Consider the following 13,785-nt stretch of genomic DNA (forward strand, 5'->3'; position numbering starts at 1 on the left):
AAGGAATTTATATGTCAAAACTCACGCCCGCAGAACGTAGCGAATTACGTTCTGAAGCTCATGCGCTCAAACCCATCGTACTGATTGGTGAAGCTGGTCTTTCTCCAGCGGTCTTGAAAGAAATCGATGCCGGCTTGAACTCGCACGGTTTAATCAAGGTCCGTGTCTTTGGTGACGATCGTGAAGCACGTGTTGCAATGTACGATACCATTTGTAGCTCATTAGAGGCAGCTCCGATTCAACATATCGGTAAATTATTAGTAATCTATCGTCCAAAATTAGAAGGCGAAAAAGAAACTAAATTAATTAAAAAAGGTAAAGGCATGCGCGAAGTTACTATCGTGAAACCAAGCGCCAGTGGCACCAAGAAGCCGTCCGTATCGAAAGTAATGGTTAAAGGAAACGAACGTGTCACTCAAGGCGGCAATATCAAGCGCGCCAAACCTCGTCAAAGTAGCGCAAAAAAATCTGCTTTAGGCAACTCTTAAAACTTAGAGGGAATGATGTGCAAACATCATTCCCTCTAAGTTATCACTGCATAGCGAATTAAATATACTGAACGTCGAGAACTTCGTATTCGCGCACACCTGCTGGCGCCTGCACACCAACGACATCACCTGCATACTTACCAATCAAAGCACGGGCAATAGGTGAAGTAATTGATACCTTACGTTCTTTTATATCAGCCTCGTCCTCGCCGACAATCTGATAACTCACTTTTTGATCGGTTTCCAGGTCCTCAAGATGTACTGTCGCACCGAATACCACTCGCCCCTCAGCATCAAGTGTCGTAGGGTCAATTATCTGGGCCGCGCTTAATTTACCATCAATATCTGCAATGCGCCCCTCTATAAAACTCTGGCGCTCTTTAGCAGCATCATATTCTGCATTCTCAGATAAATCACCTTGCGCCCTTGCTTCAGCAATGGCACTAATGACTTCAGGACGCTCTTTGGTTTTGAGTCTATGTAATTCCTGCTTGAGCAATTCTGCTCCGAACTTGGTAAGAGGTACTGTACTCATAGCTTTAACTTAAAATAAGGTTGACTGTAATCTGCAAATAAAAATATTTCACTGACCTACCGAAAATATCTCTGTGTTTTACGTGCGTATAGCTTGGAAAATAGCTAAAAATAGCGGGGCCACATGAATCCCAGCATCGCTGCGACTTTCTGTGGCCCCTCTAATGAAGCTTAATTAGCTACTCAGTGTAAGGTTTTATGTAGTCCTTGTAAATCATAGACATGTAATTCATTTAAATGACGCATACCCTCTACAGCAGCTTCAGCCCCGGCAATTGTCGTATATGTCGTTGCGCCAGCGGCTAATGAAGAAACACGAATTGCACGAGAATCATTAATCGCATTACGCTTTTCTTCTACCGTATTAATCACCAAGGCGATTTCACGATTTTTTATGATATCGACGACATGCGGGCGCCCTTCTGCCACTTTATTGATCGTGGCACAAGGAACGCCTGAAGCGACGATCGCGGCAGCCGTACCCTTGGTAGCAACCAACCCAAATCCCATATCCACTAGGTCTTGTGCGATTTTTACAGCACGTGGCTTATCAGCCGCTTTAACACTAAGGAAAACCTTTCCAGCTTTCGGTAATTTGATGCCGGCACCCAACTGAGACTTCACAAACGCCTCGCCAAATGTCTTGCCAACCCCCATAACTTCGCCGGTTGATTTCATTTCCGGGCCAAGAATCGTATCAACACCAGGAAATTTCACAAATGGGAATACAGCTTCTTTCACGCTAAAATACGAAGGAATAACTTCCTTGAAAATTCCTTGCGAATCCAGAGATTGGCCAACCATACACCGGGCGGCTATCTTTGCCAATTGCAAACCGGTCACTTTGGAAACAAAAGGCACCGTTCGTGATGCACGAGGATTTACTTCCAAAACGAACACAACATCTTGACCGTCTTGTTGCTGGATTGCAAACTGAACATTCATTAAACCAACTACATTTAGGCCTTTTGCCATCAATGAAGTTTGACGCTTTAATTCGTCTATAGTTTCTTGCTTTAACGAATAAGGAGGTAAAGAGCACGCAGAGTCGCCGGAATGAACACCTGCCTGTTCGATATGCTCCATAACCCCACCGATGAAAGTACGATTTCCATCGGACAAGCAATCGACATCTACTTCAATAGCGTCATTCAAAAATCTATCCAACAAGACAGGGGAGTCATGCGAGACCTTTACCGCTTCACGCATGTACCGCTCTAAATCACGCTGTTCATGGACGATCTCCATTGCACGTCCACCAAGTACATATGACGGGCGAACTACCAAAGGATAACCAATTTCCTGAGCCAGCATAAGGGCATCCGCCTCAGTTCGAGCTGTACGATTCGGTGGTTGACGCAAACCTAACTCATGTAGCATTTTTTGGAAACGCTCGCGATCTTCCGCAGCATCTATCATATCTGGCGAAGTACCAATAATTGGCACGCCATTAGCTTCCAGTTCTAGTGCTAACTTTAACGGCGTCTGTCCTCCGTATTGCACAATTACACCAACAGGCTTCTCTAAATCGACAATTTCCAATACGTCTTCGAGCGTTAGCGGTTCAAAATACAGGCGATCTGAAGTATCGTAATCGGTCGAAACAGTTTCAGGATTGCAGTTAACCATAATCGTCTCATAGCCATCCTCACGCATTGCAAATGCCGCATGCACACAACAGTAATCGAATTCAATACCTTGTCCGATACGATTAGGGCCGCCACCCAAGACCATGATTTTCTTCTTATTGGTAGGTGCAGACTCACACTCATCCTCATAAGTCGAATACATATATGCGGTTTTAGTAGAAAATTCCGCGGCACAAGTATCTACTCGCTTATATACAGGGCGAATATTCAAGGCTCTGCGTTTTTCTCGAACAGCGGTATCTGTAGTCTTCAAAAGCTTTGCCAGTCGACGATCTGCAAACCCCTTCTTCTTCAATTTTAACAGTACATCTTTATCAATAGCATCGAGAGTCTGCGTATCCAACCATAATTCGATATCGATTAAATCTTTAATTTGCGCGAGGAACCAAGGATCAATATGTGTTAACGCATGCACTTCATCAAGAGTAAATCCATGTGCAAAAGCATCACCAACATACCAAATACGATCAGGACCTGGCTCACCCAATTCACGCTCCAAAATCTCGCGGTCTTGGGTTTTTTCGTTCATGCCGTCAACTCCAACTTCTAAGCCGCGTAATGCTTTTTGGAAGGACTCTTGGAACGTACGGCCAATCGCCATCACCTCGCCTACCGATTTCATTTGCGTTGTCAGACGATTGTCAGCCTGTGGAAACTTCTCAAAAGTAAAACGAGGAATTTTTGTAACAACGTAGTCTATCGAAGGTTCGAATGACGCAGGAGTGGCGCCACCTGTAATTTCATTGCGTAATTCGTCAAGAGTAAAACCTACCGCCAATTTTGCCGCAATTTTTGCGATAGGGAAGCCAGTAGCTTTCGAGGCGAGTGCAGACGAACGCGACACACGCGGATTCATCTCAATAACGATCATACGACCATCAACTGGATTAATAGAAAACTGGACATTAGAACCGCCGGTATCAACACCAATTTCACGCAACACTGCCACTGAGGCATTACGCATGATTTGATACTCTTTGTCGGTCAATGTCTGAGCAGGTGCTACGGTGATGGAGTCACCAGTATGCACCCCCATAGGATCCAGATTTTCAATCGAACATACGATAATGCAATTATCCGCTTTATCGCGTACCACTTCCATTTCGTACTCTTTCCAACCGATCAATGACTCTTCAATTAATAGTTCATTGGTTGGAGAGGCTTCTAGTCCGCGCTTACAGATAGTCTCGAATTCTTCTTCGTTATAAGCAATACCGCCACCAGTTCCGCCCATAGTAAACGAAGGGCGAATAATGGTTGGAAAGCCCAGTGTCTTCTGTACGGCCCACGACTCGTCCATACTATGCGCGACACCTGAACGAGCGGAGCCGAGTCCGATTTTCGTCATTGCATCTTTAAACTTGGAGCGATCTTCTGCTTTATCAATCGCTTCAGGTGAGGCTCCAATTAATTCGCAGCCGTATTTAGCTAACACGCCATGCTTATGCAAATCTAAAGCACAATTAAGTGCCGTTTGCCCACCCATAGTTGGTAAAATCGCATCTGGACGTTCTTTATCCAGGATACGCTCCAACACTTGCCACGTTATAGGTTCAATATACGTTACATCAGCCATCTCCGGATCAGTCATGATAGTTGCCGGATTACTGTTTACTAAAATAACTTTATAGCCCTCTTCGCGCAAAGCCTTACAGGCTTGAGCGCCAGAATAATCAAATTCACAAGCTTGTCCGATAATAATCGGACCGGCACCAATAATTAATATACTTTTTATATCGCTACGTTTAGGCATTTGTATTTTCCTTCATTTGTGCCTGAGCCATTAATGCAGTGAAGCGGTCAAACAAATAAGCAATATCGGTTGGGCCCGGGGATGCCTCTGGGTGTCCCTGAAAGCAAAACGCTGGTTTGTCCGTACGTGTAAACCCTTGCAGGGATCCATCGAAAAGCGACACATGAGTCACTCGGCAATTTGCCGGCAATGAATTTGCATCAACTGCAAAACCATGATTTTGTGAGGTAATTAGGACTTGTTTGCTATCTAGATCCTGAACAGGATGATTCGCTCCATGATGCCCAAATTTCATTTTCAATGTTTTAGCTCCAGAAGCGAGCGCCATAATTTGATGCCCAAGACAGATACCAAATGTTGGAATGCCCTTCTCGATCAATTCTTTTGTCGCTTCGATTGCGTATTCGCAAGGCGCAGGATCACCTGGCCCATTTGATAGAAAAACTCCATCAGGATTTAATGCAAGTACGTCAGCGGCAGTCGATTGGGCGGGCAGCACTGTCACATGGCAACCTCGCTGTGCTAGCATGCGCAAAATATTACGTTTAACACCAAAGTCAAATGCAACGACGTGAAACTTGGGATTAACTGCAAGTCCATACCCAGAACCTAAAGCCCATTCAGTTTCAGACCAGACGTACTGTTTGGAGGTTGAGACAACTTTTGCAAGATCCATTCCAGATATACCAGAAAATGACTTAGCCAAAGCAATCGCTTTTTCGGCATCGGCACCAACAAGAATTGCACCGTTCTGAGCACCTTTTTCACGCAAAATTCGTGTCAACTTCCGCGTATCAATTCCAGCGATAGCAACAATATTTTGAGATTTAAGATATTCATCCAAAGGCTGTGTAGAGCGGAAATTCGAGACTAGCAGGGGCAGATCCTTAATTACCAAACCTGCAGCATGAATTTTATCTGACTCGACATCCTCTGAATTGACTCCAGTATTGCCTATATGTGGGTAGGTCAGAGTAACAATTTGCGAGCTATAACTTGGATCAGTTAAAATTTCCTGGTATCCAGTCATAGAAGTATTGAAAACGACCTCACCAATGGTGTGACCAGTAGCGCCTATCGATACACCTGTAAATATCGTGCCGTCAGCGAGGGCAAGAATTGCGATGTTATCTGAATTAGAACGTAGGGACTGCGGAATGGGCAGCAAGGGTAACTCCTGTAGTGTTACCGCTGTGCGCCGCACCGAATGATCTCGATCAAAACCCACGCTGAGCCGTCTGCGTAGCAAAAGAAACGATCAAAGGAGTGATGTGGATATTAGTATGCGCTACAGCGGATTATGAATTAGCTAAACCCTAGAATTGTAGCGTAAAACACCCATACTGGCAAACGATCAAGCTAGAAAACACTCGTTTTTCATCTAACAACTAGGCAATAGAAATTTTGATCGTACACGAATTAACAACCCCTCCCCTCATGCAACGCCCGTCATATAAAAATTTGCCGCATACGATTTAGATCGAAAAAGTTTACATTCGGATATAGATCGCTTACAGTTGTCGAGTTTTTTAATCGGGTATAAAGATGCTAATACGCGCCTCAAGATGCTCCAAAAAAATTCGTTTCGCTTTAATTATTGCATTATTTCAATTCTGCATTTACTCACAAAGCCACGCCACGGAAAATCCATTTCCCGAGTCGTCGACCGCATTCATAAAATTAAATGAATTGCGCGATAGAGCATCCGATCTAACCGTAAAAGCTTTAGATTTGCTTGGAATACGTTATAAAAGAGGTGGTAGCACGCCAGAAAATGGGCTCGATTGTAGTGGATTTGTAAGACTAGTTTTTAAAGATGCCTTGGGTGCCGAACTACCTAGAACAGCTCAGGAGATCAGTAAAATTGGCGAGCATATTGAAGCAAAGGACTTGCAGCCAGGCGATTTAGTTTTCTACAATACCCTACGCAAAGGATTTTCCCATGTAGGCATTTATCTAGGTGATAATAAATTTATCCATTCGCCCTCCGCAGGTGGGCAAGTTCGCGTAGAAAGTATGGATATAGCTTACTGGAAAAAACGATTTAATGGCGGCAGGCGCATTAATGATTAATTGAGACGCAATCTGTAATACATAAAAACATCTCAATTAATTTTAATTCAAGTCAAACAATCAAATCACCGCTCTTGCATTGCGCGAATTTTCTGCTTAAGCTCTACCATGTTTGCCATCGCAGCACGCTCCCCAGCTAAAATTGCTAGATTTCGCCCTGCAAAATCCCCTCCCTTCATTCCAAGCAATTCTGGCTTAATGACAATATCAGCACTTTTTAATTCAAAATAATTTAAACGTTGCCCCATTATTGTGAATGTTTGCAATAAAACATCCAGTGAACTAGCGGCCGTTTGCACTTCGGGCTGGGATGATATATTTACTGCGATCACTAAATCAGCACCCATTTCTCTCGCGAACATTACCGGCACAGGAGAGACCAAACCTCCATCTACATATTGTTTTTCATTTATCCTAACCGGCTGAAATACGCCCGGCACCGATGATGATGCGCGCACAGCCAAACCAGTATTTCCCCTTTTAAATAGAATTGGTTGCCCTGTATTTAAGTCAGTCGCGACCGCGCCAAACGGCTTTTTAAGCCTCTCTATAGGCATCTGCAGAACCATTTTATTTACATAGGCTTGCAAGGCATCGCCCTTTAGCACGCCACTTGTTTTTGAAAATAGAGGCACAGACCAATCTGAGATAGCGGCCTCATCCATTTCCAAAGCAAGTTTCTGCAAAGCGAACCCGTTATTACCTGCCGCATACATTGCGCCAACAACACTGCCCGCGCTAGTGCCAACAATAATATCCGGTATTATCCCTTGAGACTCCAGTGCTTTAATCACTCCTATATGTGCAAATCCACGTGCGGCGCCCCCCCCGAGAGCGAGGCCTATCCGTATTGTTTTTATCGGTTTAACGACAGGCAAAGCAAGCACCGCAGGCGCTACTGGAGCGGTACTAAGGCAAGCAGTTAACGACAGGCAAATAGCCGCAGGAATTAACTTAATCAAGTTCCTTCGCGCGATTTTTTTGAATTTTGAGGGCATATTTCTTGGAAGGGCAATTATTACCAATAACGAAGTCATAAACGACACGTTCGAGTCCTAGTTCTAGAACTAAGATATCAATAGTAATAGGATTTAGATTGCAAAAAAAATTAATAAAGATCAACTAGGACAGTTGAACTACTAAGAAAGGAGGCGAGCCTGATCTGCGGCACTTACGGGAAATGACTGTGGCTGCTTCGTTCCCGATCTGACCAGATTGGCCACGCCGCAATGCGCAGGGGCCCGCCAGGTGCAATTATAGCGCATCAAATTGCACTCGTGGCATATTTCCAAAATTAAAGCCGCCGCATGCCTCCGCTCTCTATAAACCTAATTCCTGCCATATAGAGTCGACTCTGGAACGAACGTCTGGCGTCATCTCTATCGCGCGCCCCCACTCACGGTTAGTTTCACCAGGCCATTTATTTGTCGCATCTAGACCCATCTTGCTGCCCAAGCCACTAACGGGAGATGCAAAATCTAAGTAATCAATCGGGGTGCTATCGATAAGGGTAGTGTCGCGCAAAGGGTCGACTCGAGTTGTGATCGCCCAAATCACCTCCTTCCAATCCCTAATATTAATATCTTCATCAACAACAATAATGAATTTTGTATACATGAATTGACGTAAAAAACTCCATACCCCAAACATCACACGTTTGGCATGTCCAGCATAGGATTTCTTTATTTGCACTATCGCCATACGGTAACTACAACCTTCGGGCGGCAAATAAAAATCCAAAATTTCTGAAAATTGTTTTTGCAATAAAGGAATAAAAACCTCATTAAGCGCCACACCAAGCACCGCCGGCTCATCGGGAGGTTTTCCGGTATATGTCGAATGATAGATTGGATCTCTGCGCATGGTAATCCTATCTATAGTAAAGACCGGGAAGCTATCCTGTTCATTGTAATACCCCGTATGATCTCCGTAGGGTCCCTCCACTGCATGCTCATAACCGCTTGGATGCTTTTCATCGGGGTAGATATGCCCCTCCAAGACAATTTCAGCGGAGGCGGGAATTCGCAAATCACTTCCTATAGCTTTTACCAACTCAGTGCGACTACCTCGCAATAAGCCAGCGAATTGATATTCAGACAGGTTATCTGGCACCGGTGTTACAGCCCCTAGGATCGTTGCTGGATCCGCGCCAAGCGCGACAGCAATGGGATAAGCTTTACCCTTATTTACTATTCCATGCTCTCGAAAATCCAAAGCGCCGCCACGATGCGCTAGCCAACGCATAATAACTTTGTTGCGTCCTAGAACTTGCTGTCTGTAAATACCTAGATTCTGACGTTTTTTATGCGGCCCCTTCGTTATCACTAAACCCCAGGTGATTAAAGGAGCAATATCACCGGGCCAGCAATGCTGAATTGGCAGACGGGATAAATCAACATCATTACCCTCCCACACAATCTCCTGGCAAGCAGCACTTCTAACTTCTTTGGGTGCCATATCCCAAACTGCTTTGACCAACGAGCCTAAACCCAAGATGTCTTTGAAGTCTTTTGGCGGCTCGGGCTCTTTAAGCGATGAAAGGACGTGCCCAATACGGCGCAATTCACTAATATCGTTGGCGCCCATACCCATCGCTACGCGCTTAGTCGTTCCAAATAAGTTGCCAAGTACGGGAATTGAATGTCCGACTGGATTTATAAATAGGATGGCGGGCCCCTCCAACCTTAAGGTTCTATCGCATATTTCAGTCATTTCCAAATATGTTGAAGTAGGCCTAACTACTTGTTTTAATTCGTTTTTTTGTTGAAGCTGAGAAATAAAATCTCTCAAGTCAGAATATTTCATGTTATTTCACTTTTTTTCATTGTTGACTTATTAATACAATTAAGTCGGGTAAGTACTTGATTTCATTAAATTTTATTGCACTGCAAAATGCGTAATGAGATCCAAAAGTAATATGGAGTCACTTTTATAGTGTTGACGTGATATAAAAGCACACCTACAATTCGCCCAACTTGATGAAGAGGTATAGAACTTCCGTAGCTTTTAAACAAAAAGAGCGATGCCAAAAGGTAACATCATTCACGGGAATCGGGTCCCATATAACATTCTAAGGTTAGATTTCATAAGGCGTCTGCCTTCACCCGAAAAATTTATTTATACGACAGCGTGACATATCAAAGTCTTCGCAAAAAAAATAAATAATTCCGACGTTTTTGCATCGTGATTGCGACAAAAACTAAATATCTGATTTGCTGAAGTTAAGTATACGCAATTTTCTTTTGAGAGAACGTTGTGTGCTTCACAAAGATTCAGGAGGTAATATGGTTCAAAATTTAGCTTCAGTACCACAACACAATCAACTGGTATACACTGACGAGCGTAGTGAAATACTCACTACAACTCCATTCACCAAAAGACATGTTTTTTCGTTTCTGCATCGCGTTATGATGTCATTAGGGATCATCGCAATTTTTCTACTCACGATGATGTTCATCAAGCCCGATTTGACCGAAAAATTCAAAAACTTGTCGCCTTACGCTCTGACTCCATCCGTATCAGAGCAAATAGCTGATGAGTCAAGTGCCCCAAATTTATCGCTACTAATGGCGACGCCTCAACAACTAGCGCAAACCCAAATAGCCGATACCAACGCTATCAACGAACTACGCCCAGAAGAGACTAAGGCACTTGGCAGTCAAAAACAGCAACTTTGGGTGACCAACTGGTTGGCTAAGCGTTATAGAGTTGCGAACGATGCTAGCAATATGCTTGTTTCTGCCGCCTATTTGACAGCCAAAGAAATAAAACTAGACCCACTATTAATTCTCTCAGTAATGGCAATTGAGTCTGGGCTAAATCCATTCGCTGAAAGCCCTGTTGGAGCGCAGGGTCTGATGCAAGTGATGTCAAAGATCCACCATGAAAAATTCGAGGACATGGGTGGAATTAAGGCGGCGCTTAATCCAGTAGCGAACATTAGAGTCGGCGCATTAATATTAAAAGACTATGTAACACGTGGCGGTTCTGTGGAGGCTGGCTTAAAGATGTACGTCGGCGCTGCCGCCTTTGATAATGACGCAGGTTACGGATCGAGAGTGTTGGCTGAATATCGTCGACTTAAAGATGTCGCGACAGGCAAGAACGTTCCGACTTTTGTTACACCCTCTATTGCACAACCACAGATTCGAGCAATAGAAATTGAGACCGATGTCAAAACAAATAACGTGGATAATAAGAAAATTGCTCCGGAACGAAGGATGCAGGAGCAAGTAGCGCGTCTTTAGGGATTGCACACTTAAGAACCTCTTGCGTAACCATTGCGTTGGAGTTTTTTCAATAAACAGCAAAAATCAAGTATTGGCAATCCTAAAAACCAAAATCGTAAGTCTTTGCTACCTTAATTACTGAGTCTCGAAAATCATGCATGAGTTCAGAACGAATTCCCCCTCCTGGATAAGCTAATACATATTCGTAGCTAATGTCACTTAAGAACGGCCTGACAACAACACCATTCTGGCGCCAAATTTTTGCGGCGAATGGTTCAACAATAGAAACACCCAAACCATTCGCAACCATCGCATAACGTGTATGAGAAGTGTGCGTCTTAACAACATGCCGTGGATGACTGCCGGCCTGATCCAATGCACTAAGCTCCTCTTTGTAACCTTGCGACGTAATGGGAACCCAACCTATCATATTCTCGCCATCTAAGTCTAAGGGAGTGATCACCGCCTTTTTCGAGAGTTTATGCCCTTCTGGCATTGCGCACATGACATTCATTTGCATAATTGTTTCCACTTCAATTCCTGCCAGCGGCGGAAAAGATAGGCAAATTGCCATATCAACTTTCATATCCTGCAATCGCACCAAGATCTCTGGACCGCTACTACTATCAACAGTCACAGGGACATCCGCATGCATTTTGAAAAATTCTTTCAAAATTAGAGGTAGTATCGTGCTTGAAAGTACGGGGAGACAAGCAATTGTTATCCCCTCCGGAGCTTCGTTGCGAATATTGATGGCGACTTGGCTTAATCGTTCTAATCCCAGGAAGTTTTCTTCAACTGAGCGATAAAACCGAACCCCTGCAATTGTCGGTTCCAAACGCCCTTTGGCGCGATTAAAAAGACGAAATCCTAAAGCCGACTCCAAATCCGCTATCAAACGACTAATTGCCGGTTGCGTAATATTCATTTTTCTCGCGGCACCGACGCTAGTCCCCGCTACCATGAGACAGCGAAATGCTTCAATTTGTCTAAATTGTATCAATTTGTATCCATTCGATATATTTGTTGGCAGCACCCACTCTGACGAAAGTAAGTCTATAACAAATTCACATGGAGCATATGAAATTGTGAGTGGACATGATATGGTAAATTGAATATTGTGCATGCAGATTGGACGCAAAGCCTGATATCCGAAATAGCGCTGAGTTAAACAATCTTGTTGCGAACAATAACGTTGAAATAGAGTCTCGTTCTGTGGAGTCTCTAATTGACAGTGCATGTTGCCTGCAGCAAAACCCATAAGGTGAAAGCTTTGCGTGAATTTATCTCCCAAAAGGTATTTGGTTCGCGTAATTTTTACGAGATTCGGTTTTTATCAATCAAGGGACAATATGCTGGCATTCGGAACTGTAAAACTTAAAGGTATGGACGAAAAGTTCGATCAAAACACAGGTCTAACCCGTTCATTAGTGAGCCATCGATATATTGGGGATATTGATGCCGAAGCGCGATTTGAGTGTCTGACTTATGCACCCAGTGCAAACACCGCGACCTTTGTCGGATTAGAATACTTGTCTGGTCGCATTGGCAGTCGCACTGGCGGTTTTATTTTGCAACATGTCGGGTCGATCAAGGCCGGGCGTTACGAAACCACACTAAATGTTCTCTTTGGCTCTGGAACTGGGGACCTTACTGGCATACGAGGCCATGGCTGCACTACTTGGGACGGTGGTACTGAGCAATCGTCCCAAGTGCTATTAGAATATACTTTCGAATAGCACCCCGCCATCAAGCATTTCAACTCAAGCAGAGACTAACGCGCACGAGCATGATCAATATTGCATCGACAATTCTCTGTATTTCTCATCAAATTACAGCTGTCATTAAATAATTTTTAATTCTAAGCACAGCCTCCTGCAAATTCTCCATTGAGGTCGCATAAGAGATCCTGACATATTTACGTGCAGTGTAAGGACCAAAATCTAGTCCCGGCACGATCACAACACCTGCTTTTTCCAAAAGGTCTTTGGTGAATTGATCTGCATCGTCAGAAAAACGCGAGCAATCAGCGTAAACATAAAATGCTCCGTCCGGTGTTACTGGAACTTCAAATCCTAGACTCTTTAATGCTGGCACAATATAATCACGGCGGCGCAAAAATTCAGCCTTTCTATGTTCGTAGATGCTCATCGTAGCATCTGAGAAACAGGCAAGTGCTGCATATTGAGCTACGGTCGATGGGCATATGAACAAATTCTGCGCGAGTTTTTCTATCTGCGGAACGATACTTTCAGGCACGACCAACCAGCCGAGGCGCCAACCTGTCATATTAAAAAATTTGCTGAAGCTATTGATGACCACAACTTCATCATCTAGCGACAATGCAGAGAAGGTTTCGTCGTTATATGTCAATCCTTGATAAATTTCATCTACGATAGTAAAACCTTGTTTTGCTTTAACCGTGGCAATAATTTTCGCCAATTCTGCACGTGGAATTGAGGTGCCAGTGGGATTGGATGGGGAAGCGAGTAAAACACCCTTACTAAGTCTTGTCCAATGCTTTTGCACCATTTCATCTGTCAATTGAAAACCAACTTCAGGTCCGCATTCGACCAGGTGCGGAGTCCCTTCAAAAGCAGCAACAAAATGCCGATTGCATGGGTAACACGGGTCTGGCATTAATACTTCTGCTCCCGGCTCCACCAAAGCCGCGCATGCTAATAAGAGTGCGGCAGAAGCTCCTGCTGTTACTATAATGCGACTACTCGGCACCGTGAGTTGGTAGTATTTAAGATAATAATCTGAAATGGCCGCACGCAACTCAGGAAGTCCGAGAGCGGAAGTGTATTGTAAATTGCCATTTTGCATCGCCTGAGTTGCAGCATCAATAACTACTTGAGGGGCCGTAAAATCAGGTTCACCTATTCCCATGTGAATGATATTGCGACCTTGCTTTTCCAATTCAGCTGCCATTTTTGCGAGCTCCATTACATGGAAAGGAGCTATATTCACTAGGCGCGACGCCAGATTTTTGTTCATGTTTTTCCAAAAAAAACGCCTTATTTTCATTAAAAAATAAGGCGAATAATATGTTCAGC

At 43.9% G+C, this 13,785-nt stretch carries 11 protein-coding genes and 1 other RNA gene; 4 read left to right on the forward strand and 8 right to left on the reverse strand.

The genetic code is table 11. The features are described from left to right. Positions 1-11 precede the first annotated feature (11 nt). Positions 12-488, forward strand: a complete 477-nt coding sequence (locus ACO0K8_RS03850) for a YhbY family RNA-binding protein (protein ID WP_126129345.1) — start codon at positions 12-14, stop codon at positions 486-488. A 58-nt stretch (positions 489-546) separates the two neighbouring features. On the opposite strand, the gene greA is transcribed toward ACO0K8_RS03850, so the two are convergent. The 3 genes from greA to carA form a co-directional block, all read right to left on the reverse strand. After that, positions 547-1,023 carry a transcription elongation factor GreA gene (gene greA, locus ACO0K8_RS03855; RefSeq protein WP_126129344.1) on the reverse strand — a complete coding sequence of 159 codons (477 nt, stop codon included), beginning with the start codon at positions 1,021-1,023 and terminating at the stop codon, positions 547-549. A 182-nt stretch (positions 1,024-1,205) separates the two neighbouring features. Continuing rightward, the gene (gene carB / locus ACO0K8_RS03860) at positions 1,206-4,424 is read right to left on the reverse strand and encodes a carbamoyl-phosphate synthase large subunit (RefSeq protein WP_422945299.1); all 3,219 of its coding nucleotides are present in this window, start codon (positions 4,422-4,424) and stop codon (positions 1,206-1,208) included. After that, complete coding sequence (gene carA / locus ACO0K8_RS03865; protein ID WP_422945851.1) at positions 4,417-5,583, reverse strand: glutamine-hydrolyzing carbamoyl-phosphate synthase small subunit; 1,167 nt, start codon at positions 5,581-5,583, stop codon at positions 4,417-4,419. Before carA ends, carB begins: the two co-directional genes overlap by 8 nt. A gap of 386 nt (positions 5,584-5,969) precedes the next feature. On the opposite strand from carA, the gene ACO0K8_RS03870 reads away from it, so the two are divergent. Next, entirely contained in the window at positions 5,970-6,497 is a 528-nt protein-coding gene (locus tag ACO0K8_RS03870) for a C40 family peptidase (RefSeq protein ID WP_422945300.1), read from the forward strand. 65 nt (positions 6,498-6,562) lie between these two features. Here the strand turns inward: ACO0K8_RS03870 and ACO0K8_RS03875 are convergent, their stop codons facing one another. The 3 genes from ACO0K8_RS03875 to ubiD all read right to left on the reverse strand — a co-directional run bounded on the left by ACO0K8_RS03875 (position 6,563) and on the right by ubiD (position 9,302). Beyond that, the gene (locus ACO0K8_RS03875) at positions 6,563-7,534 is read right to left on the reverse strand and encodes a patatin-like phospholipase family protein (RefSeq protein ID WP_422945301.1); all 972 of its coding nucleotides are present in this window, start codon (positions 7,532-7,534) and stop codon (positions 6,563-6,565) included. Positions 7,535-7,644: 110 nt separating this feature from the next. Beyond that, positions 7,645-7,743: signal recognition particle sRNA small type (gene ffs / locus ACO0K8_RS03880), an RNA gene on the reverse strand. Between the two features lie 74 nt (positions 7,744-7,817). Further along, complete coding sequence (gene ubiD / locus ACO0K8_RS03885) at positions 7,818-9,302, reverse strand: 4-hydroxy-3-polyprenylbenzoate decarboxylase (RefSeq protein WP_422945302.1); 1,485 nt, start codon at positions 9,300-9,302, stop codon at positions 7,818-7,820. A 602-nt stretch (positions 9,303-9,904) separates the two neighbouring features. Between ubiD and ACO0K8_RS03890 the strand changes: the two genes are divergently transcribed. After that, the gene (locus ACO0K8_RS03890; RefSeq protein ID WP_422945852.1) at positions 9,905-10,744 is read left to right on the forward strand and encodes a transglycosylase SLT domain-containing protein; all 840 of its coding nucleotides are present in this window, start codon (positions 9,905-9,907) and stop codon (positions 10,742-10,744) included. Between the two features lie 82 nt (positions 10,745-10,826). Here the strand turns inward: ACO0K8_RS03890 and ACO0K8_RS03895 are convergent, their stop codons facing one another. Next, positions 10,827-11,762, reverse strand: a complete 936-nt coding sequence (locus ACO0K8_RS03895) for a LysR substrate-binding domain-containing protein (RefSeq protein ID WP_422945853.1) — start codon at positions 11,760-11,762, stop codon at positions 10,827-10,829. A gap of 316 nt (positions 11,763-12,078) precedes the next feature. Here ACO0K8_RS03895 and ACO0K8_RS03900 point away from each other — a divergent pair, with 316 nt between their 5' ends. After that, positions 12,079-12,465 (forward strand): DUF3224 domain-containing protein, encoded by a 387-nt coding sequence (locus ACO0K8_RS03900; protein WP_422945303.1) that lies wholly within the window; start codon positions 12,079-12,081, stop codon positions 12,463-12,465. Between the two features lie 88 nt (positions 12,466-12,553). Here the strand turns inward: ACO0K8_RS03900 and ACO0K8_RS03905 are convergent, their stop codons facing one another. Further along, positions 12,554-13,726: a pyridoxal phosphate-dependent aminotransferase gene (locus ACO0K8_RS03905; RefSeq protein WP_422945304.1), complete on the reverse strand. Its 1,173-nt coding sequence runs from the start codon at positions 13,724-13,726 to the stop codon at positions 12,554-12,556. Positions 13,727-13,785 lie beyond the last annotated feature (59 nt).

Origin of the sequence: Undibacterium sp. Ren11W (assembly GCF_049340485.1) — a bacterium.
In the GTDB taxonomy this organism is placed as follows: domain Bacteria; phylum Pseudomonadota; class Gammaproteobacteria; order Burkholderiales; family Burkholderiaceae_D; genus Undibacterium.

What these genes read in the sequence shown, in the direction of transcription:
- carB (WP_422945299.1), bottom strand. Translation starts at nt 4,424, where the DNA reads ATGCCTAAACGTAGCGATATAAAAAGTATATTAATTATTGGTGCCGGT.
- ACO0K8_RS03875 (WP_422945301.1), bottom strand. Translation starts at nt 7,534, where the DNA reads ATGACTTCGTTATTGGTAATAATTGCCCTTCCAAGAAATATGCCCTCA.
- ACO0K8_RS03905 (WP_422945304.1), bottom strand. Translation starts at nt 13,726, where the DNA reads ATGAACAAAAATCTGGCGTCGCGCCTAGTGAATATAGCTCCTTTCCAT.
- ACO0K8_RS03900 (WP_422945303.1), top strand. Translation starts at nt 12,079, where the DNA reads ATGCTGGCATTCGGAACTGTAAAACTTAAAGGTATGGACGAAAAGTTC.
- ubiD (WP_422945302.1), bottom strand. Translation starts at nt 9,302, where the DNA reads ATGAAATATTCTGACTTGAGAGATTTTATTTCTCAGCTTCAACAAAAA.
- ACO0K8_RS03850 (WP_126129345.1), top strand. Translation starts at nt 12, where the DNA reads ATGTCAAAACTCACGCCCGCAGAACGTAGCGAATTACGTTCTGAAGCT.
- ACO0K8_RS03890 (WP_422945852.1), top strand. Translation starts at nt 9,905, where the DNA reads ATGATGTCATTAGGGATCATCGCAATTTTTCTACTCACGATGATGTTC.
- greA (WP_126129344.1), bottom strand. Translation starts at nt 1,023, where the DNA reads ATGAGTACAGTACCTCTTACCAAGTTCGGAGCAGAATTGCTCAAGCAG.
- ACO0K8_RS03870 (WP_422945300.1), top strand. Translation starts at nt 5,970, where the DNA reads ATGCTAATACGCGCCTCAAGATGCTCCAAAAAAATTCGTTTCGCTTTA.